Below are 20531 nucleotides of genomic sequence, written 5' to 3' on the forward strand. Positions count from 1 at the left end.
CGGCCACCCCAGCCGTTAGGCGGGGCCGATGACTAGCGAATCGCCCGGCATCGCCATGCATCGCCACGAATTCGTGGCCTTTGTCGCCGCGTTGATGGCGGTGAATGCCTTGGGCGTCGACATGATGCTGCCCGCACTCGCGGATATCGGTCGCCGGCTGGCGGTCACCGCGGCCAATCACCGGCAATGGATCGTCACCGCCTATATGCTGGGCTTCGGCGTCGGCCAGCTCGTCTATGGGCCGCTCACCGACCGGTTCGGCCGCAAGCCCATCCTCGTCATCACGCTGATCGGCTTCGTGGCGGCGAGCATCTTCGCCGCGAGTTCGCAGACGTTCGCGGCGCTGCTCGGCGCGCGCGTGCTGCAGGGGCTGATGTCCGCCAGCACGCGCGTGCTGGCGGTCGCGATCGTGCGCGACGGGTTTTCCGGGCGCCAGATGGCGCGCACGCTGTCGGTGGCGCAGATGATCTTCTTCCTGGTGCCGATCGTGGCGCCGACGCTGGGCCAAGGGCTGTTGCTGTTCGGGCCATGGCGGATCATCTTCTATGCGCTCGCGGGCTTTGCATCGTTCGTGCTCGCCTGGACGCTCGTCCGCCTGCCCGAGACGCTGCCGCGTGCCCGGCGGCGCGCGCTGTCGTTCGTGATGCTCGAATCCGCCTATCGGCTGACGCTGACCAACCGCTATTCGGTCGGCTATGCGGTCGCCGCCTCGCTGACGTTCGGCGCGATCATCGCCTTCGTCTCGTCGGCGCAGCAGATCTTCGTCGACGAATTCCATGCCGGCGACCGGTTCACGCTGCTGTTCGCGCTCTGCGCCTTCTTCATGGGCTGCGCGGCGTTCGCCAACAGCCGGCTGGTGGAGCGGCTCGGCACGCGGCTGATCTCGCAATCCGCGGTCTTCGCGCTGATCGGCCTGTCGCTGCTCCACCTCGCGGTGATCGGCACCGGCCGTGAATCGCTCGTCACCTATATCGCGTTCCAGGCGCTCAGCATGACGTGCATCGGCCTCTGCGGATCCAATTTCGGCGCGATGGCGATGGAGCCGGTGGGGCATATCGCCGGCACCGCCTCCTCGCTCCAGGGCTTCATCACCAGCGTCGGCGCGGTGATCGTCGGATCGGCGATCGGCCAATCCTACAACGGCACCACGCTGCCGCTGGCGATCGGCTATCTCGCCATCGGCCTGATCGTGCTGGCCCTGGTCTATGCGATCGAGGGCGGCGCGCTGTTCCGCCCGCGCATGGCGGACGAATAGCGCGCCGGTTCGGGGTTCAGGGAATCAGGCGATCGGCCCGCAGCCGTTCGAACAGGGCGAAGAACGCATCGTCGGTCGGCTGATAGGCGCCGAAGCCCAGCCGCCGGCTCTTGGACATATCGGTCACCACCTCGATCGGCCGGCCGAGATCGGCATCGGTATGCCAGGGCGACGCGAGGCGGGCGAGCTCCGCCTCCGCCAAGCCGTGGCGCGCGGCGATCTCGCGCCAGACACCCGCATCGTCCGCCATCTGCGCTTCCAGCGGCCGCACGGTGCCGTCGAACGGCGCCGCCGCGATCCCGAACCACTGGGCGATGCGGCCCCACATCCAGCTCCAGCGGAAGACGTCACCGTTCACCACGTTGAACGCCTCGTCCGCGGCGGCGGGCGTGGTCGCCGCCCACAGCATGTGACGGGCGAGCTGCCGCGCATCGGTCATGTCGGTCAGCCCGTTCCACTGCGCCGCGGACCCGGGGAAGGTGAAGGGGCGCCCGGTCTCGCGGCACAGCGTGGCATAGACGACGAGCGTGGTGCCCATGTTCATCGCATTGCCGACTGCCTTGCCGATCACGGTATGCGGCCGGTGGACGCTCCAGGTGAAGCCGTCGCGGGCCGCGGCGGCGAACACCTCGTCCTCCTGCGCGTAATAGAAATTCTCGACGTCCAGCCGGCCCTGCTCCTCGCGGAACGGGGTCTGCGGAAGCGTGCCTTTCCCGTAAGCCTCGAACGGCCCGAGATAATGTTTCAGGCCGGTCACCAGCGCGACGTGACGCGGACCCCGGGGCTTGGGCAAGCCGTCGAGCAGGTTGCGCACCATCGCCGCATTAACGCGGATATTCTCCGCCTCGTTGTCCTGGCGCAGCCATGTGGTGACGAACACCGCGTCGGGATGAAGATCCGCGAGCGCCGCCGCGGTGCCCGCCGCATCCTGGAGATCGGCCGCGACCGGCGTCACGGCCGCCTGCGCGACGGGGCGCCGGGCGAGGCCGTGGACCGTCCATCCCTGCTCCGCCAGCAGCGCCGCCGTCGCGCCGCCGACGATCCCGCTTGCGCCCACCACCAATGCCGTACCGGCCATGTTCCTGCTCCATCGTCGTTCGTTTCCGAGCTAGGCACGGCCATCGCGCGCTTCCAGACGGCACCTTTTGGGGTCATAGGCACCAAAAGGAGACCATGGATGACGCCCGGAACGCCCGAGGAGGAATGGCGCGAGGATTGCGCGCCCCGGCGCGTGCTCGAACTGTTCGCGACCAAATGGACGAGCATGATCCTGCACACGCTCCACGCCCGCCATGCGGGTGCGGCGCGAACCGGCGTACTCCACCGCAGCCTGCCCGGCATTTCGAAGAAGATGCTCACCCAGACGCTGCGCAACCTCGAAAGCACCGGGCTCGTCTCGCGCCATGTGCAGGGCAGCGTGCCGCCCGCGGTGGACTATCGGCTGACGCCGCTCGGGCGGCGGTTCGTCGAGCCGGTCGAATTGCTCTATGGCTGGGGCCGAGACAATGCCGACGCGCTGGACGCGCTTGCCGCCCGCCCCGGCTCGCGGCGCGCCTAACCGCTTGGCGATGCGAAAAACATTGCGACGACGGGCGGCAGCGATGCCACGTTTCGCCTGCCGGTGCGTTAGGGCAGCAAACCATCCGTTCCCCAACGCGAGTCTTGCAGCCCATCCGGGTTGAAGCACGCAATATTCCGCTCCCCGTCTTTCTGAGGACGACGCATTCATGGACGCTGCCAATGATCTTCACCTGTCGCGCCGGGGCGTGCTCGCGGCCGGAGCCGCGTCCGCCGCGGTGAGTGCGGTGCCCTTCGCCGAGGCGCAGGCGGCGGTGCCCGCCGCGGCGCCGAGCGTGATGCCCGTGTCGATCGAGGTGAACGGCAAGCGCCACACGCTTCAGCTCGACACGCGGACCACCTTGCTCGACACGCTGCGCGAGCATCTCCGGCTGACCGGCACCAAGAAGGGCTGCGATCACGGCCAGTGCGGCGCGTGCACGGTGATCGTAAATGGCGAGCGGATCAATTCCTGCCTCAGCCTCGCCGTCCAGCACCAGGGCGACAAGGTGACGACGATCGAGGGGCTGGGCACGCCCGATCGCCTGCACCCGATGCAGGCCGCCTTCATCGCGCATGACGGCTATCAATGCGGCTACTGCACGCCCGGCCAGATCTGCTCGGCGGTGTCGGTGCTCGACGAGATCAAGCGCGGGGTGCCGAGCCACGTCCAGGCGGACATCACCACAACGGCCAAGCCGACGAACATGGAGATGCGCGAGCGGATGAGCGGCAACATCTGCCGGTGCGGCGCCTATTCGAACATCGCGGAGGCCATGGCAGACGTGGCGGGGAACCGGGCATGAAGAGCTTCACCTACGAACGCGCGCACAGCCCGGCGGAGGCGGCGAAGGCCGTGGCGGCGCGGCCCGGCGCGAAGTTTCTCGCCGGCGGCACCAACCTGCTCGACCTGATGAAACTGGAGATCGAGACGCCGACCCACCTCGTCGACGTACAGGATCTGAAGCTCGACCGGATCGAGAAGACCGGCGACGGCGGCCTGCGCATCGGCGCGTTCGTCAGCAACACCGCGCTGTCGGCGGATCCCCATGTGCGCCGCGATTACGGCGTGCTGACGCGCGCGATCCAGGCCGGCGCATCGGGCCAGCTTCGCAACAAGGCGACCACCGCGGGCAATCTGCTGCAACGCACGCGCTGCCCCTATTTCTACGACACCAACCAGCCGTGCAACAAGCGCCGGCCGGGCTCGGGCTGCGCCGCGATCGGCGGCTATTCGCGGCAATTGGCGGTGATCGGTTCGAGCGACGCCTGCATCGCCACCTATCCCGGCGACATGGCGGTGGCGATGCGCGTGCTGGACGCGACGGTCGAGACGGTGACGCCCGACGGCACCACCCGCGCGATCCCGATCGCCGATTTCCACCGGCTGCCCGGCGACACGCCGCAGATCGACAACGTCCTGGGCACGGGCGAGCTCATCACCGCGGTCACGCTGCCGCGCCCGCTCGGCGGCACGCATCTCTACCAGAAGGTGCGCGACCGCGCCTCCTATGCCTTCGCGCTCGTGTCGGTGGCGGCGGTGATCCAGAAGGACGGCACCGGCCGCGCCGCGTTCGGCGGCGTGGCGCACAAGCCGTGGCGCGTCGAGGCGGCCGAAGCGGCGATGCCGCAGGGCGCTGCCGCGGTGACCGCCAAGGCCTTTGCCGGCGCGAAGCCCACGCACGACAACGCCTTCAAGCTCCCCCTTGCGACCCGCACGCTCGCGGCCGCCCTTGCCGAGGCCCGATCCGCATGAAGTTCGATACCCCCGCCGGGCAGAACCCGATCGATCGCGGCCTGGTGATCGGCCGTGCGCACGACCGGATCGACGGCCCGCTGAAGACGACGGGCACCGCGCCCTATGCCTATGAACGCCACGACGTGGCGCCCAACCAGGCCTATGGCTTCGTGATCGGCGCGGCGATCGCCAAGGGCCGGATCGCGAGCATCGACACCGCCGACGCCAAGGCGTCGCCCGGCGTGCTGGCGATCGTCAGCCACGAGAATGCCGGACCGATCGGCAAGGGCAGCAAGAACACCGCGCGCCTGCTCGCCGGGCCCGAGGTCGAGCATTACCATCAGGCGGTGGCGATCGTCGTCGCCGAGACGTTCGAACAGGCGCGCGCCGCCGCCGCGCTCGTGCGGGTGAACTATGTCCGCACGCCGGGCAAGTTCGATCTTGCCGCGCAGGCACAGACCGCGCCTCTGGTCGGCGGATCGAGCGGCGAGGGATCGAAGGCGCCCAAGGTGGACCGCGTCGGCAATTTCGAGACGGCGTTCGCCGCCGCCCCGGTAACGCTCGACGCGACCTATACGACGCCCGACGAGAACCACGCGATGATGGAGCCGTTCGCCACCATCGCCGCCTGGCAGGGCGACCGGCTGACGATTTGGACGTCGAACCAGATGATCCACTGGACACATCAGGATCTCGCCAAGACGCTCGGCATCCCGGAGGATCATATCCGCGTCGATTCGCCCTATATCGGCGGTGGGTTCGGCGGGAAGCTGTTCCTGCGCGCCGATGCGGTGATGGCGGCGCTGGGCGCGAAGGCGGCGGGCCGCCCGGTGAAGCTCGCGATGACGCGGCCGATGATGTTCAACAACGCCACCCACCGTCCGGCGACGATCCAGCGCATCCGGCTGGGCGCCGACCGATCGGGCAAGCTGCTCGCGATCGCGCACGAGTGCAGCTCGGGCAACCTGCCCGGCGGCTCGCCCGAAACCGCCACGTCGCAGACCAAGCTGCTCTATGCCGGCGCGAACCGCCTGATCGCGCAGCGCCTTGCGGTGCTCGACCTGCCTGAGGGCAATGCGATGCGCGCGCCGGGCGAGGCGTCCGGGCTGATGGCGCTGGAAATCGCCATGGACGAGATGGCGGAAAAGCTGGCGATGGACCCGGTCGAATTCCGCATCGTCAACGACACGCAGGTCGATCCCGAAAAGCCCGGCCGCAAGTTCAGCCAGCGCCAGCTGGTGCGCTGCCTGCGCGAGGGCGCGACCAAGTTCGGCTGGAACGCCCGCAACGCAACGCCCGCGCAGGTCCGCGACGGGCGCTGGCTGGTGGGGATGGGCGTGGCCGCGGCGTTCCGCAACAATCTGAACATCACCTCCGCCGCGCGCGTGCGCCTCGGCACCGACGGGATCGTGACGGTCGAGACCGACATGACCGATATCGGCACCGGCAGCTACACGATCATCGCGCAGACCGCGGCCGAGATGATGGGCGTGGGGCTCGAGCGCGTCGTGGTGAGGCTGGGCGATTCCGCCTTCCCGGTGTCGTCGGGATCGGGCGGCCAGTTCGGCGCCAACAGCTCGACCTCGGGCGTCTATGCGGCGTGCGTGAAATTGCGCGAGGCGGTGGCGCAGAAGCTCGGCTTCAATTCGGCGGATGTCGAGTTCGCGGGCGGCAAGGTGCGCGCGGGCAACCGCACCGCGGCGCTCGCCGAGGCCGCACGCGGTGGCGAGATCGTCGCCGAGGACGTGATGCAATGGGGCGATCTGGCCAAGCAGATGCAGCAATCGACCTTCGGTGCGCATTTCGTCGAGGTGGGTGTGGATCGCTATACCGGCGAGATCCGCGTGCGCCGGATGCTGGCGGTGGGCGCGGCGGGGCGCATCCTCAACCCCAAGACCGCACGCAGCCAGGTGATCGGCGCGATGACGATGGGCGTGGGCGGCGCGCTGATGGAGGAGCTGGCGGTCGACAAGCGTTTCGGCTTCTTCGTCAACCACGACCTCGCAGGCTATGAGGTGCCGGTGCATGCCGACATCCCGCACCAGGAGGTGATCTTCCTCGACGAGCCCGACCCGACGGTATCGCCGATGAAGGCCAAGGGCATCGGCGAGCTGGGGCTGTGCGGCGTGGGCGCCGCGGTGGCGAACGCGGTGTACAACGCCACGGGCGTGCGCATCCGCGATTATCCGCTGACGCTCGACAAGCATATCGATCGCCTGCCCGCCGTGGCGTGACGACCACGCACGCGCGCGCATGGTCTCCCCCCGTTTCAACGAATTATGCGCCGTGCGCATCGATGTGAGGATGTTTTCATGACGACCAAAGCGTATGGAGCCACCGCCGCCGACACCCCGCTCGAACCGATGACGATCGAGCGGCGCGCACCCGGCGCGCATGACGTGCAGATCGCGATCGCCTATTGCGGCGTCTGCCATTCCGATCTCCACACCGTTCGCTCCGAATGGGGCGGCACGCTCTATCCGTGCGTGCCCGGCCATGAGATCGTCGGCCATGTCACCGCGGTCGGCGGTGAGGTCACGAAATTCCAGGTCGGCGAAGTGGTGGGCGTCGGCTGCATGGTCGGCAGTTGCCAGCACTGCCCCGAATGCGACGAGGGGCTGGAGCAATATTGCAGCGGAACGGGCTTCGTCGGCACCTATAACGGCGCGACTGACGACGCGCCCGGCCACACCATGGGCGGCTATGCCGAGAGCATCGTCGTCGACGACAAGTTCGTGCTGAAGATCGGCCATGCCGAGGACCAGCTCGCCGCGGTCGCGCCGCTGCTCTGCGCCGGCATCACCACCTATTCGCCGCTGCGCCACTGGAATGCCGGCCCCGGCAAGAAGGTGGGCATCGTCGGGATCGGCGGCCTTGGCCATATGGGCGTCAAGATCGCGCATGCGATGGGCGCGCACGTCGTCGCGTTCACCACGTCGGAAAGCAAGCGCGAGGACGCGAAGGCGCTGGGCGCGGACGAGGTCATCAACTCGCGCAATGCCGAGGAGATGGGCGCGCACGCCAACAGCTTCGACTTCATCCTCAACACTGTCGCCGCCAGCCACGATCTCGACGCGTTCACCGGCCTGCTGAAGCGCGACGGCACGATGACGCTGGTGGGCGTACCCGAACATCCGCATCCCTCGCCCGATGTCGGCAACCTGATCTTCAAGCGGCGCACGATCGCCGGCTCGCTGATCGGCGGCATCGCCGAGACGCAGGAGATGCTCGATTTCTGCGCCGAACATGGCGTGGTGGCCGATATCGAGATGATCCCCATCGAGCAGATCGACGAGGCCTATGACCGGATGCAGCGCAGTGATGTGAAGTACCGCTTCGTGATCGACAACGCGACGCTGGGGGGCTGAGCCGCGCCGCGCGGCCGGCTGCGTGCCGGCCGCGCGATCAGCCGGCGGCGACCAGCTCGGCCTCCAGCGCCGCGCGGTCCTCGGCATCGGGGTCCCAGTGCCCCGGGATCAGGCCGCCGGGCGCGAACAGCGCATCGACGATCCCGGCCGTGCCCGCCGTCCGCCATGCTGCGGCGAGCGGTACGGCGAGCGGATCGTTGACCGCGCCGCCGCCCCGGACATGCCGCATCCATGCCGCGAGCGCGCGCAGCGTCGCCGGCGAGCGGCGCCCCTGCGCGGCGTTGATCGCCATCGGCTCCAGCCAGCGCTGCGCGATCTTCTGCGATCCGTCGGTCGCGATCTGCGCCAGACGATGGGGGAGCGCCGCGTTGCGGAAGCGGGCGATCAACGCATCGGCATAGGCGGCGAGATCCTGCCCCGGTGCGGGATCGACGCTCGCCGCCGCCTCGTGCCGCATCAGCCGGTCGACGGTGGCCCCTATGGCGGGATCGGCGATCGCCTGGTGCACGAAGTCATGGCCCGCCGGCAGCCCCAGATAGGCGAGCGCCGAATGCGCGCCGTTGAGCATCCGGAGCTTCGCCGCCTCGAACGGCGCGACATCCGCCACGAACTGCGCGCCGCCGCGCTCCCATTGCGGCCGGGGACCTGCGAACCGGTCCTCGATCACCCATTGGCGAAAGCGCTCGGTCACCACCGCGGCCTCGTCGCGCAGGCCGATCGCCGCCTCGACGGCGTCGAGATCGGCGGCGGTCATCGCCGGCACGATCCGGTCGACCATCGTCGCCGGGCACGCGCATTCGGCTTCGAACCAGCGGGCGAGCGCCGGATCGACCCGGTCGAGCCATGCCGCGAGCGCGCATGCCAGCACCCCGCCATTGTCGGCGAGATTGTCGCAACTCACCAGCGTCAGGCCGGCCAGTCCCCGCGCGCGCCGCGCCGCCAGGCCCTGCGCCAGATGATGATAGATCGTGCCCCCCGCTGCCTCGACGGCGGGGATGTCGAGCCCGCCATCGGCGGCGCGATGATAGGCTTTCTCGGTGACGGTCAGCGTCACGATGTGGACGCCGGGATCGGCGAGCCGTGCGGTCACCGCCTCCGGCCGCTCGGGCGCGACCAGCGTCTCGCGCAGCGCGCCGACCAGCGCGACTCGGTCGCCGCCGGGATCGCGTTCGGTGACGGTGAACAGCCCGTCCTGCGGCGCGAGCGCGTCGCGCACCCCGGCCGAGCGGAGCGAGACGCCGGCGATCCCCCAGTCGCGGTCGCCACCGGCCATCGCCGCCTCGGTATAGACCGCCTGATGCGCGCGGTGGAACGCGCCCAGACCGAGATGGACGATGCCCACCGCCTGCGCCGCGCGGTCATAGCCGGCGCGCGCGACCGCGGGGTCGAGCCGGTCGGCGGCGGCCGGGGCCAGCCGCACGCTCACAGCCGATAGGCCCGGCGCGCCAGCCCGACCGCGAGTTCCTGCGCCAGATCGGCCGCCTCCCAATCCTCCAGCCGGTGTTCGGCGACGAGCCGCGCGAGAAAGCCGCAATCGACCCGCCGCGCCACGTCGTGCCGCGCGGGGATCGACAGGAACGCGCGCGTGTCGTCGTTGAAACCCACCGTGTTGTAGAAGCCCGCCGTCTCCGTCGTCATCTCGCGGTAGCGGCGCATGCCCTCGGGCGAATCGTGGAACCACCAGGCGGGCCCGAGCCGCAGGCAGGGATAATGGCCGGCGAGCGGCGCCAGCTCGCGCGCATAGGTCGATTCGTCGAGCGTGAAGAGGATCAGCGTGAAATCGCGTTCGTTGCCCACGACGTCGAGCAAGGGCTTCAGCGCCACCACATAATCGACGCGGACCGGCAGGTCGGCGCCCTTGTCGCGACCGTGGCTGGCGAACAGCGCTACATTGTGGTTGCGGAACGAGCCGGGGTGGAGCTGCATCACCATGCCGTCCTCCACGCTCATCCGCGCCATCTCGGTCAGCATCTGCGCGCGGAACAGATCGGCCTCCTCCGCCGTCCAGCCGGGCCGGGTGACGCGCGCGAACAGCGCCGCCGCCTCGCCATCCGACAGGTTCGCGGTGCGCGCGGAGGGGTGGCCGTGATCGGTGGCGGTCGCACCCGCGGCGCGAAAATCGGCGCGGCGGCGGCGGTGCGCGGCGAGATAGCCACGCCACGACCATACATCCTCGCCGGTCAGCTCCGCAAAGCTCGCCATCGCCGTGGCGAAGCCCTCATGCTCCACGTCGATCACGCCGTCGGGGCGATAGGTGGTGACGACCCGCCCGCCCCATCCCGAGGCGCGGATCGCGTGGTGCGCGGACAGATCCGCCTCCGCGCCCTCGGTCGTCGCCAGCAATTCGATCCCGAACCGGTCGAACAGCGCGCGCGGGCGGAAGGCCGGCGTCGCGAGCTGCTCACCGATCCGGTCGTAATAGAGATCGGCGGTCTCCGCCTCCAGCCGGACGTCCATGCCGAGCACGGTGGCGAACGCATGGTCGAGCCACAGCCGCGACGGCGTGCCGCGGAAAAGATGGTAATGCGCGGCGAAGAGCCGCCACGCCTCGCGTGGATCGCTCACGGAGGGACCCCCGCGCGCGGGAACGCCGAGCGCGTCGAGCGGAACGCCCTGGCTGTAGAGCATGCGGAAGATATAATGATCGGGCGCGAGGAGCAATTCGGTCGCGTCGCGCCAGGGTTCGTTCGTGGCGAACCAGCGCGGATCGGTATGGCCGTGCGGCGAGACGATCGGCAGGCCGGCGACCGAGGCGTAGAGCGCACGGGCGATCGGGCGCTGGACCGGATCGCTTGGCAGCAGCCGGTCGTCGTCGAGAAGGAGGGGGCGCGTCATGCGTGCAGTCTAGCGCCGGTTATTTGTTTTACCAGCGGGCGTGAATTGGTAAGGCAAGCGGCGAGAGGATCGGCATGGCGAAGATCGTGGTGGTTGGCGAGGGCATGATCGAGCTGGCGGGGGACGGCGCCGGTGGCTGGCGGCTGGGCCATGGCGGCGACACGCTGAACAGCGCGGTCCATCTCGCGCGGCTCGGCGGCGACGTCGCCTATCTCACCGCGCTTGGCGACGATCCGTTCAGCCGCGACCTGCTGGGCGCCTGGGCGGCGGAGGGGATCGACACCACCATGATCCTCACCGATCCGCGGCGTCGGCCCGGCCTCTATGCGATCACCAACGATCCCGATGGCGAGCGCCACTTCACCTATTGGCGCGGCGAAAGCGCGGCACGCGGGCTGTTCGCGCTGCCTGGGATCGACGCCGCGCTGGTCGAGGCCGAACGCGCCGACCTGCTCGTCTTCTCGATGATCTCGCTGGCGATCCTGCCGCCCGAGGGCCGCCGCGCGCTGTTCGCCCTGGCCGCGCGCGTTCGCTGCCGGGGCGGGCGCGTGGCGTTCGACACCAACTACCGCCCGGCATTGTGGCACGACCGCGACGACGCGCTGGCCGCGCATGCCGAGGCAATCGCGCTCACCGATATCGGCCTGCCGACGTTGGAGGACGAGGCCGCGCTGACCGGGACGGGCGAGGCCGCCGCCGTCCTCGCCGCCTGGCGCGCCGCAGGCGTGGGCGAAACGGTCGTGAAGCTGGGCGCGGCGGGCTGCCTGGCCGACGGTATCGCCGTGCCGCCGCCCGAAGCGCTGGTGCCGCGCGACACGAGCGGCGCGGGCGACGCGTTCAACGCCGGCTATCTCCACGCGCGGCTCGCGGGCGATCCGCCGGCGGTGGCGGCGCTCGCGGGGCACCGGCTGGCGGGATGGGTGGTGATGAACCGCGGCGCCGTGCCCGCCCGCACCGCCGACGCACCCTATGCGTCGCTCGTCCGCGGCGGCTGAGCCGCGCTGGCGTTCGGCGACGTCGCCTTGATCCGTTCGCGCTGAGCGTGTCGAAGGGCCTGTGCCGCATGCACCGGCACGCTCAGCACGAACAGATGCAGGCGGACAACCTGACGGTAGCCGGCGCTATCCCAACGTGCGGCGTAGCGCATCCTGCCAGCCCGCCACCAGGGTCGCGCGGTGGTCGGGCGCCATCGCCGGCTCGAAACATCGCTCGCGCGACCAGAGCGCTTCGATCTCGTCCAGCCCCGACCACAGGCCCGTCGCCAGCCCGGCCAGAAACGCCGCCCCGCGTGCGGTCGTCTCCAGTTCGTGCGGCCGCTCCACCGCCACTTCGAGCAAATCGGCGAGAAAGCCGCACAGCCAGTCGTTCCCCGCCATTCCGCCATCGACGCGCAAGGCCGCCGGGCGCCGCGCGCCGTCCGCCACCATCGCCTCGACCAGATCGCGCGTCTGATAGCCGACCGCCTCCAGCGCCGCGCGCGCGAGATGCGCCTGGGTGGAGCCGAGCGTCAGCCCGAAGATCGCGCCGCGTGCATCGGGATCCCAGTGCGGCGCGCCCAGTCCGACGAACGCGGGCACCATATAGACGCCGTGGCTGTCGGGCACGCGCGTCGCCATGCCGTCGGTCTCGCGCGCATGGGCGATCACGCCGATGCCGTCGCGCAGCCATTTCACCGCCGCGCCGGCGACGAAGATCGATCCTTCCAGCGCATAGGTCGTGACGCCGTCCAGCCGATAGGCGGGCGTGGTGAGCAGCCGGTTGGCTGATGCGACCGCGCGTTCGCCGGTGTTGAGCAGCAGGAAACAGCCGGTGCCATAGGTCGCCTTGGCGGTGCCGCGCCGGAAACAGGCTTGGCCGATCAGCGCCGCCTGCTGGTCGCCGGCGATGCCCGCGATCGGGATCTCGGCATCGAACAGGCCGGGCGCGGTGGTGCCGTAGCGGTGCGCATTGTCGTGCACCGCGGGCAGCATCGCCATCGGGATGCCGAGCCGCGCGCACAGGTCCGCATCCCAGCGATTGTCGTGGATGTTCCACAGCAAGGTGCGCGACGCGTTGGTGACGTCGGTGGCGTGCACCGCGCCGCCGGTCAGCCGCCACAGCAGGAAACAGTCGATCGTCCCGAACGCGAGCTCGCCCCGCTCCGCCCGCACGCGCGCGCCCTCCACATGGTCGAGGATCCAGCCGATCTTGGTCGCGCTGAAATAGGGATCGATCAACAGGCCGGTGCGTGCGCGCACCGCGTCCTCCACGCCGTCCGCGCGCAACGCCTCGCACGCCGCTGCCGTGCGCCGGTCCTGCCACACGATCGCGCGGTGGATCGGCGCGCCGGTCGCGCGGTCCCACACCAGCGTCGTCTCGCGCTGGTTGGTGATGCCGATCGCGGCGATGCCGTCCGCCCCCACCCCGCTCAGCGCGATCGCCTCGCGCGCGGTGGCCAGCACGTCGCGCCAGATGTCCTCGGGATCGTGCTCCACCCAGCCGGGGGCGGGATAATGTTGCGCGAATTCGGCCTGCGCGGCCGCCACGCGCCGCGCGGCGCGATCGAACACGATGCTGCGGGTCGAGGTCGTACCCTGATCGATCGCCAGAATATGGGTAGCCGCCACGCGTCCTCTCCTTTTCGTTTCGATGCTCGTTCGTTTTCGTTCGCGCGTCAACGCTTTCGGTTTTGCGCGCGACGTGGTAACGGGGATCATGGACGCAACGAACGAGATGGTCGACCTGCTGATCGTCGGCGGCGGCATCAACGGCACGGGGATCGCGCGCGACGCGGCCGGGCGCGGGCTGTCGGTGCTGCTGGTCGAGCAGGACGATCTGGCCGGCCACACCTCGTCGGCCTCGACCAAGCTGATCCATGGCGGCCTGCGCTATCTGGAATATGGCGAGTTCCGGCTGGTGCGCGAGGCGCTGATCGAGCGCGAGCGGCTCTGGGGCATGGCGCCGCACATCATCTGGCCGCTGCGCTTCGTGCTGCCGCAGACCCAGTCGCCGCGCCCGGCCTGGATGGTACGGCTGGGGCTGTTCCTCTACGACCATCTGGGCGGCCGCAAGCGGCTGCCCGGCACCGAGACGATCGCGCTCGACCGATCGCCGTGCGGCGACGGGCTGGCGGCGCGTGGCGGGCGGGCGTTCGTCTATTCCGACTGCTGGGTGGAGGACAGCCGCCTCGTCGTGCTGAACGCGCGCGATGCCGCCGATCGCGGCGCCGACATACGGACGCGGACGCGCCTCGTCTCGGCGCAGCGCGAACCGGGCGGCTGGCGCGCGACCATCGCGGACGCGTCCGGCGAACGGACGGTGCGCGCCCGCGCGCTCGTCAACGCGGCGGGCCCCTGGGTCGCCGAGATACTGCGTGCGACGGGCGAGACGCAGACGAAGCGCGGCGTTCGGCTCGTCAAGGGCAGCCACCTCGTCGTGCCACGACTGTACGAGGGCGACCACGCCTTCATGCTCCAGAATCCCGATCGGCGGATCGTCTTCGCCATCCCTTATGAGGGACGATTCACGCTGATCGGCACGACCGACGAGCCGTGGCAGGGCGCCCCCGCCAAGGCGCAGATCAGCGACGGCGAGACGCGCTATCTGCTCGACACCGCCAACCGCTATTTCGCGCGCCGGATCGGCGAGGCGAACATCGCGTGGAGCTATGCCGGCATCCGCCCGCTCTACGACGATCAGGCGGGCAGCGCATCCGCGGTGACGCGCGATTACGTGCTCGACGTGGAAACCGGCGGCGACGGCGGGGCGCCGATGCTGAGCGTCTTCGGCGGCAAGATCACCACCTATCGCAAGCTCGCCGAACATGCGCTGCGCGAACTGGCGCCGCATTTCCCGAAAGCCGGCCCGGCGTGGACGGCGGGCGCCACGCTGCCCGGCGGCGACATGGCCGATTTCGACGCGTTTCTGACGACGCTCGTCGCCGAACGGCCGGGTTTCGCCCCGGCGCTGCTCCGCCGGCTGGCGCGCGCCTATGGCACCGGGGTGCGCGCGCTGCTCGGCGAGGCGCGGACGATCGCCGATCTGGGCGAGGATCTGGGCGGCGGCCTCACGACCGCCGAGGTGGCGTGGCTCGTGACGCGCGAATGGGCGCGGACCGCCGAGGACATCCTCTACCGGCGCAGCAAGCTCGGCCTCCATGTGCCGCCGGGCACCGCTGAGCGGCTCGAACGCCATCTCGCCGCCACCGCCCCGGCAGGCTGAAACCGCAAGAATGGAAAACGCCGACACGATCGCCCGGCGCCATACGCGCATCCTCGAACTCGCGCGGCACACCGGCAGCGTCGGCGTCGATGCGCTCGCCGCCGCGCTCGCGGTGACGCCGCAGACGATCCGTCGCGACCTCAACCTGCTCGCCAGCCGCGCGATGCTGTCGCGCGTGCATGGCGGCGCAGTCGTCACCTCGGGCACCGACAATCTCGACCGCGAGGCACGCCGGCAGGTGGCCGCCGCCGCCAAGACTGCAATCGGCGCGGCGGCGGCGGCGCTGGTGCCGAACGGCGCGAGCCTGTTCATCAACATCGGCACAACCACCGAGGCGATCGCGCGCGCGCTGGTCGACCATCGCGATCTGCTCGTCGTAACCAACAACCTGAACGTCGTCGACATCCTCGCCGACCGCCCGACGATCGCGGTGATCGCCGCGGGCGGGCGGGTGCGGCCGAGCGACCGCGCGATCGTCGGCGCGCTGGCGATGGACTTCATCCGCGGCTTCAAGGTCGATTACGCGCTGATCGGCGCCTCGGCGATCGACGAGGACGGCGCGCTGCTCGATTTCGACGTGGACGAGGTGCGCGTGTCGCAGACCATCATCGCGCAGGCACGCACCGTCATCCTCGCCGCCGATCGGACCAAGATCGGCCGGCCGGCACCGGTCCGCATCGCCGACATGGCGGCGATCGACCATTTTATCACCGACCGGCTCGACAGCGCCGCGCTCGCCGGCATCTGCGCCGAGGCGGGCACCGCCGTCGTCGAAACCGGCGGTTGAGTGGCCAAGCCAATCTGGACAGGCCAATGACGAACGGCTAGACCATATCCAGACGCCGGATACGGCGCGACGGGGAGGACGGGCGTGCGGATCAGGAATCTCCGCTGGTGGATGGTCGCGCTGATCTGCGCCGGCACCATGGCAAACTATCTCGCGCGCAACTCGCTCGGCGTGCTCGCGCCCGAACTCAAATCCGCGCTGACCATGACGACCAAACAGTACAGCTATGTCGTCGGCGCGTTTCAGCTCGCCTATACGGTGATGCAGCCGATCGCCGGCGTGCTGGTCGACCGGTTCGGCCTGCGCGCCGGCTTCGCGCTGTTCGGCCTCGCCTGGTCGGCGGCCAACATGCTCCACGCGCTGGCGATCGGGTGGGTCAGCCTCGCCTTCTATCGCGGGTTGCTGGGCCTCGCCGAGGCGGCGGCGATCCCGTCGGGGATCAAGGCGGTGGCCGAATGGTTTCCGCCGCGCGAGCGATCCGTCGCGGTCGGCTGGTTCAACGCGGGCACGTCGCTCGGCGCGCTGATCGCGCCGCCGATCGTCGCGGCGGTCACCATCTGGGCAAGCTGGCGTTGGGCCTTCGTCGTCACCGGCGCGATCGGGATCGTCTGGGCCGCCGCCTGGTACGCCTGCTACCGCACGCCCGAGACTCACCCCTCGATCACGGCCGAGGAGCGCGCGATGATCGCCGCCGATCGCCCGCCGGCGACGACCAAGCGGGTGGCCGCGCGCGAGATCCTGGGGTCGGAGCGTTTCTGGATCATCGCGGTGCCGCGCTTCCTCGCCGAGCCCGCCTGGCAGACTTTCAGCTTCTGGATCCCGCTCTATCTCGCCACCGAACGCGGCATGAACCTGCAGCAGATCGCGCTGTTCGCCTGGCTGCCCTTCCTCGCCGCCGATGCGGGCGGCATCCTCGGCGGCTATCTCTCGCCCTGGCTGATGCGCCGGGGCGTCGCGCTGATCCCCTCGCGCGTGGCAGGCATCGCGCTCGGCGCGGTGCTGATGATCGCACCGGGGTGCATCGGCCTCGCCGCCAGCCCCTATGCGGCGATCGCGCTGTTCTGCGTCGGTGGCTTTGCGCACCAGATGATCTCGGGGCTCATCAACACGCTGTCGGCCGACGTCTTCGCGCCCGCCGAGGTTGGCACCGCGAACGGATTCATCGGTCAGGCGGGCTGGATCGGCGGGCTGATCTTCTCTCTGCTGATCGGCCAGCTCGCCGACGGCTTCGGCTATGCGCCGCTGTTCGGGCTGCTGGGCGTGTTCGACCTGATCGGCGCCGCCGTCCTGATCCTCTTCATGGGCCGGCTCACGCTGCCCCGAACCCCGCCGCCCCGAACCCCGCTGCCGGAGCCCAGCCGATGAGACGCGCCACCCTCTCCAACCCGCCGCACTTCGCGTGCACCGAGCGCGCGCACGGGCGCGTGACGCTGACCGCCGACACCGGCGCGGTCGCGCACCTCTTCGTGCTGGAGGAGGACATGATGCGGCTGCTGCTGCTTGTGGACGGCCGGGTGACGAGCCCCCCGAGCTGGGCGATCGCGCCGGGCCAGGCCGACATCGCCGAGCCGGGCCGCGACCGGATGGCCGTGGACGGCTTCGCCTGCCCCGATTTCGCGTGCGAGCAGACCGCGGAGACGCTGACGATCCGAACGGCGGCACTGCGGCTGACCGTGCGGCTGCACGGCCTGCACTGCACCTGGGAGCAGCGCGCGGGCGCCGACTGGGTGCCGATGGCGGCCGATCGCCCCACCCAGGCCTATGATTTCGGCTGGTGGGACGGCCGCGCGCACCATTATCTCGCGCGGAGCGCGGGCGAGCGCTTCCACGGCCTCGGCGACCGCACCGGCGACACCGATCGTGCCGGCCGCCGCTTTCGCCTGACCAATGTCGATCCGATGGGCTTCGACGCCGAATCCAGCGATCCGCTCTACAAATCCATGCCCTATCTGCTCGTCGCCGACGCCGCGGGGCGCTGCCACGGCGAATTCTACGACAGCGTCGCCGATGTGACCGTGGACCTCGGCCGCGAGCTCGACAATTATCACGGGCTCTACCGCCACGTCGTCGCCGATGCAGGCGATGTCGATCTGTGGATGATCGCCGGCCCCGATCCGCTGGCGGTCACGCGGCGCTTCACTTGGCTGACCGGTCGCCCGGCGCTGATGCCGCGCTGGTCGCTCGGCTATTCGGGCTCGACCATGACCTATACCGACGCGCCCGACGCGGCGGTACAGATGGCAGGGTTCCTCGAACGCTGCGCCGACCATGATCTCGGCTGCACCTCGTTCCATCTGTCGTCGGGCTACACCTCGATCGGCGACAAACGCTATGTCTTCCACTGGAACCGCGACAAGTTTCCCGACCCTGCCGCATTCGTCGCGGGCTATGCCGCCGCGGGCGTGCAGCTCGTCCCCAACATCAAGCCCGCCCTGCTGCGCAGCCATCCACATTACGACGCGGTGGCCGCCGCCGGGTTCTTCGTGGCCGATGCGGACGGCGTGCCGGTCGAGGCGCAATTCTGGGACGAGGTCGGCAGCTATATCGACTTCACCAAACCCGACGCGGCGTGCTGGTGGCGCGAGCAGGTGACCGCGGCATTGCTCGATACGGGCATTGCGGCAACGTGGAACGACAACAACGAATATGAGCTGTGGGACGCCCGCGCGCGCTTCGCGGGCTTCGGCGAGGACCGGCCGGCGGCGGCGATGCGGCCCGTCCAGCCGATGCTGATGATGCGCGCCTCCAGGCGGGCGCAGGTCGAGGCACGTCCGGCCGACCGGCCTTATGTCGTCACGCGGTCGGGCATGGCCGGCCTCCAGCGTTATGCGCAGACCTGGACGGGCGACAATCGCACCGAATGGAAGACCTTGCGCTACAATGGCCGCCAGGCGATCGGCCTCGCGCTGTCCGGCGTATCGAACAGCGGCCACGATGTGGGCGGCTTTTCGGGCCCGGCGCCCTCGCCCGAGCTGCTGGTGCGCTGGGTGCAGGCGGGCGTGATGATGCCGCGCTTCAGCATCCATAGCTGGAACGACGACCGCACCGTCAACGAACCCTGGATGTATCCCGAGGCGCTGCCCGCGATCCGCCGGCTAATGGCGCTGCGCCAGACGCTGATCCCGTTCTTCTACGATCGGCTTCACCGCTATCATGCAGATTGCGAACCGATGGTGCGCCCCACCTGGCTCGACTTCCCCGACGACCCGGGCGCCTGGGCGGAGAGCGACGACCATCTGCTCGGCCCCGACCTGCTGGTCGCGCCCGTCGTGGAGTCCGGTGCGACCACGCGCGTGGTGCGGCCACCGGCGGGAGCCGACTGGATCGCGGTGTGGACCGGCGAGCGGATCGCGGGTGGCGACACCGTCACGCTGGCCGCCCCGCTCGACGGGCCGCCGCCGCTGCTCGCCCGCGCGGGCTCGGCGATGCTGGTCGATCTGGCGCGCGGCGGCTGGCGGCCCGGCGCTTATCGCCGCGGCATCTGGCTCTTCCCGCCCGCGATCGGCGACTTCGCCTGGAGCGCAGTGGAGGATGCCGGCGATGGCGACGGGCCGATCGATCGCTGGCGCGTGAGCGGCCATGCCGATGCCGCCCGCGTCACCATCGCCGTCACGCGCGATGGGCCGGGCGTCTGGGGTGACGGCCGCGTCACCTTGCTCCTCCCGCCGGGCGACGGGCGAACGCTGATCGTCGAAGGCGGCGCGGGGGATGCGGCGACACTGGAGGGACGGATCGGCGTGACGCTCGCCGTGTAGCGCGACGTCCCGCAGTTCGATGAAATTACCTCAACCCGTTCCCCCTGAGCTCGTCGAAGGGCAGGCACCACATGCAACGCCCGATTGTGGGAGCGTGCTTCGACAAGCTCAGCACGAACGGATTGCGTGGCTGGATCAACCAACGTCCTCCCGCCCTAGACGGCGGCGCGGCGCGCCAGTTCGCTGCGCTTGCCCTCCACCTCGGCACGGGCGCGTTCCATCGTGTCGATCTCGGTCGCTTTCAGCAGGCCCTCGATCACGCGGGCGAGATGGTCGCGCATCGCAGTGCGCGCCGCCGCCGGATCGCGCGCGCGCAGCGCCTTCAGGATCACCTGATGCTCGTCGATTCGCGGCTGCACGCCGACGCTGCGCGCGCGCTCCAGCATGTGCGCGCACAGCGGCGAGCTGTAGCGCGCGTCCCACAAGGTCTCGATCACGCCCGCGATTGCCGAATTCTGCGTCGCGCGCGCGATCACCAGATGGAATTCGCGATCGGCATGTTCGCCGCTGACCTGCTCGCGATTTTCGCGCTCCATGTCGGCGATCAGCGCCTCGAGCTGCTCCAGATCCGCATCGGCGATCAGCACCGCCGCCAGCGCCGCGGCCTCGCCCTCGAACAGCCGCCGCGCTTCGGTCAGCTCGAAGGCGCCGATGTCGAGGCTGAGCATCAGCGCATCGGCGGGCGGATTGTCGACCACGAAGATGCCGGAACCGTGTCGCGAGCGGATCAGCCCGGTCACCTCCAGCGCGATCAGCGCCTCGCGGATCGTCGGCCGGCTGACCTTGTGCTCCTCGGCCAGCTCGCGTTCCGACGGGATGCGCTGCCCCGGCCGGTAATCGCCGCGCTGGATCAGCGCCGCGATCGCGGCGGCGGCCTGCTGGTACAGCTTGCGTCCCCCCGACTGGCGGATGGACGGTGCGGGGCGGATTGGTCGGATCACGAAGCTATCGGCATGACGGTCCCCTGCTCTACAGACGCTTGCCTTGATCGGCAATCGGCGTCGCGCCCGCGCTGGTCCGTTCTGACCACTTCGTC

General features: G+C 70.0%; 16 protein-coding genes. 11 read left to right on the forward strand and 5 right to left on the reverse strand.

Going from position 1 to position 20531, the window contains the following annotated elements:
• The first annotated feature begins 55 nt into the window (after window positions 1-55).
• On the forward strand, window positions 56-1255 hold the full coding sequence (locus L8H00_RS16710; protein WP_242098475.1) for a multidrug effflux MFS transporter: 1200 nt from the start codon (window positions 56-58) through the stop codon (window positions 1253-1255).
• A 16-nt stretch (window positions 1256-1271) separates the two neighbouring features.
• Here L8H00_RS16710 and L8H00_RS16715 read toward each other — a convergent pair whose 3' ends face one another.
• Window positions 1272-2333, reverse strand: a complete 1062-nt coding sequence (locus tag L8H00_RS16715; protein WP_242098441.1) for an SDR family oxidoreductase — start codon at window positions 2331-2333, stop codon at window positions 1272-1274.
• 99 nt (window positions 2334-2432) lie between these two features.
• Between L8H00_RS16715 and L8H00_RS16720 the strand changes: the two genes are divergently transcribed.
• The 5 genes from L8H00_RS16720 to L8H00_RS16740 all read left to right on the forward strand — a co-directional run bounded on the left by L8H00_RS16720 (window position 2433) and on the right by L8H00_RS16740 (window position 7918).
• Window positions 2433-2813, forward strand: a complete 381-nt coding sequence (locus L8H00_RS16720; RefSeq protein WP_242098442.1) for a helix-turn-helix domain-containing protein — start codon at window positions 2433-2435, stop codon at window positions 2811-2813.
• Window positions 2814-2982: 169 nt separating this feature from the next.
• The gene (paoA, locus tag L8H00_RS16725) at window positions 2983-3618 is read left to right on the forward strand and encodes an aldehyde dehydrogenase iron-sulfur subunit PaoA (RefSeq protein ID WP_242098443.1); all 636 of its coding nucleotides are present in this window, start codon (window positions 2983-2985) and stop codon (window positions 3616-3618) included.
• Window positions 3615-4568, forward strand: a complete 954-nt coding sequence (locus L8H00_RS16730; RefSeq protein ID WP_242098444.1) for a xanthine dehydrogenase family protein subunit M — start codon at window positions 3615-3617, stop codon at window positions 4566-4568. The genes paoA and L8H00_RS16730 overlap by 4 nt, the downstream gene beginning before the upstream one ends.
• Window positions 4565-6784, forward strand: coding sequence for an aldehyde oxidoreductase molybdenum-binding subunit PaoC (gene paoC / locus L8H00_RS16735; RefSeq protein ID WP_242098445.1), 2220 nt, complete (start codon window positions 4565-4567; stop codon window positions 6782-6784). The genes L8H00_RS16730 and paoC overlap by 4 nt, the downstream gene beginning before the upstream one ends.
• Window positions 6785-6862: 78 nt before the next feature.
• The gene (locus L8H00_RS16740; protein WP_242098446.1) at window positions 6863-7918 is read left to right on the forward strand and encodes an NAD(P)-dependent alcohol dehydrogenase; all 1056 of its coding nucleotides are present in this window, start codon (window positions 6863-6865) and stop codon (window positions 7916-7918) included.
• Window positions 7919-7955: 37 nt separating this feature from the next.
• Here L8H00_RS16740 and L8H00_RS16745 read toward each other — a convergent pair whose 3' ends face one another.
• Together L8H00_RS16745 and uxaC are read right to left on the reverse strand one after the other, a co-directional pair.
• Window positions 7956-9338, reverse strand: coding sequence for a mannitol dehydrogenase family protein (locus tag L8H00_RS16745; protein ID WP_242098447.1), 1383 nt, complete (start codon window positions 9336-9338; stop codon window positions 7956-7958).
• 2 nt (window positions 9339-9340) lie between these two features.
• Entirely contained in the window at window positions 9341-10753 is a 1413-nt protein-coding gene (uxaC, locus tag L8H00_RS16750) for a glucuronate isomerase (RefSeq protein WP_242098448.1), read from the reverse strand.
• A gap of 74 nt (window positions 10754-10827) precedes the next feature.
• Here uxaC and L8H00_RS16755 point away from each other — a divergent pair, with 74 nt between their 5' ends.
• The gene (locus L8H00_RS16755) at window positions 10828-11748 is read left to right on the forward strand and encodes a sugar kinase (RefSeq protein ID WP_242098449.1); all 921 of its coding nucleotides are present in this window, start codon (window positions 10828-10830) and stop codon (window positions 11746-11748) included.
• Window positions 11749-11874: 126 nt separating this feature from the next.
• Here the strand turns inward: L8H00_RS16755 and glpK are convergent, their stop codons facing one another.
• The gene (gene glpK / locus L8H00_RS16760) at window positions 11875-13359 is read right to left on the reverse strand and encodes a glycerol kinase GlpK (protein WP_242098450.1); all 1485 of its coding nucleotides are present in this window, start codon (window positions 13357-13359) and stop codon (window positions 11875-11877) included.
• Window positions 13360-13447: 88 nt separating this feature from the next.
• Between glpK and L8H00_RS16765 the strand changes: the two genes are divergently transcribed.
• From L8H00_RS16765 to L8H00_RS16780, 4 genes are all read left to right on the forward strand, one after another.
• Window positions 13448-14953 carry a glycerol-3-phosphate dehydrogenase gene (locus L8H00_RS16765; protein WP_242098451.1) on the forward strand — a complete coding sequence of 502 codons (1506 nt, stop codon included), beginning with the start codon at window positions 13448-13450 and terminating at the stop codon, window positions 14951-14953.
• A gap of 10 nt (window positions 14954-14963) precedes the next feature.
• Complete coding sequence (locus tag L8H00_RS16770; RefSeq protein WP_242098452.1) at window positions 14964-15740, forward strand: DeoR/GlpR family DNA-binding transcription regulator; 777 nt, start codon at window positions 14964-14966, stop codon at window positions 15738-15740.
• Window positions 15741-15824: 84 nt separating this feature from the next.
• A complete protein-coding gene (locus L8H00_RS16775) occupies window positions 15825-17105 on the forward strand; it encodes an MFS transporter (RefSeq protein ID WP_242098453.1) in 1281 nt (426 codons plus the stop codon).
• The gene (locus L8H00_RS16780) at window positions 17102-19495 is read left to right on the forward strand and encodes a TIM-barrel domain-containing protein (RefSeq protein ID WP_242098454.1); all 2394 of its coding nucleotides are present in this window, start codon (window positions 17102-17104) and stop codon (window positions 19493-19495) included. Before L8H00_RS16775 ends, L8H00_RS16780 begins: the two co-directional genes overlap by 4 nt.
• A gap of 155 nt (window positions 19496-19650) precedes the next feature.
• Here L8H00_RS16780 and L8H00_RS16785 read toward each other — a convergent pair whose 3' ends face one another.
• Window positions 19651-20436: a FadR/GntR family transcriptional regulator gene (locus L8H00_RS16785; RefSeq protein WP_242098455.1), complete on the reverse strand. Its 786-nt coding sequence runs from the start codon at window positions 20434-20436 to the stop codon at window positions 19651-19653.
• Window positions 20437-20531 lie beyond the last annotated feature (95 nt).

The organism is Sphingomonas sp. CROZ-RG-20F-R02-07 (genome assembly GCF_022662335.1).
Lineage (GTDB): Bacteria > Pseudomonadota > Alphaproteobacteria > Sphingomonadales > Sphingomonadaceae > Sphingomonas.

What these genes read in the sequence shown, in the direction of transcription:
- L8H00_RS16710 (WP_242098475.1), top strand. Translation starts at nt 56, where the DNA reads ATGCATCGCCACGAATTCGTGGCCTTTGTCGCCGCGTTGATGGCGGTG.
- L8H00_RS16715 (WP_242098441.1), bottom strand. Translation starts at nt 2,333, where the DNA reads ATGGCCGGTACGGCATTGGTGGTGGGCGCAAGCGGGATCGTCGGCGGC.
- L8H00_RS16720 (WP_242098442.1), top strand. Translation starts at nt 2,433, where the DNA reads ATGACGCCCGGAACGCCCGAGGAGGAATGGCGCGAGGATTGCGCGCCC.
- paoA (WP_242098443.1), top strand. Translation starts at nt 2,983, where the DNA reads ATGGACGCTGCCAATGATCTTCACCTGTCGCGCCGGGGCGTGCTCGCG.
- L8H00_RS16730 (WP_242098444.1), top strand. Translation starts at nt 3,615, where the DNA reads ATGAAGAGCTTCACCTACGAACGCGCGCACAGCCCGGCGGAGGCGGCG.
- paoC (WP_242098445.1), top strand. Translation starts at nt 4,565, where the DNA reads ATGAAGTTCGATACCCCCGCCGGGCAGAACCCGATCGATCGCGGCCTG.
- L8H00_RS16740 (WP_242098446.1), top strand. Translation starts at nt 6,863, where the DNA reads ATGACGACCAAAGCGTATGGAGCCACCGCCGCCGACACCCCGCTCGAA.
- uxaC (WP_242098448.1), bottom strand. Translation starts at nt 10,753, where the DNA reads ATGACGCGCCCCCTCCTTCTCGACGACGACCGGCTGCTGCCAAGCGAT.
- L8H00_RS16755 (WP_242098449.1), top strand. Translation starts at nt 10,828, where the DNA reads ATGGCGAAGATCGTGGTGGTTGGCGAGGGCATGATCGAGCTGGCGGGG.
- L8H00_RS16765 (WP_242098451.1), top strand. Translation starts at nt 13,448, where the DNA reads ATGGACGCAACGAACGAGATGGTCGACCTGCTGATCGTCGGCGGCGGC.
- L8H00_RS16770 (WP_242098452.1), top strand. Translation starts at nt 14,964, where the DNA reads ATGGAAAACGCCGACACGATCGCCCGGCGCCATACGCGCATCCTCGAA.
- L8H00_RS16780 (WP_242098454.1), top strand. Translation starts at nt 17,102, where the DNA reads ATGAGACGCGCCACCCTCTCCAACCCGCCGCACTTCGCGTGCACCGAG.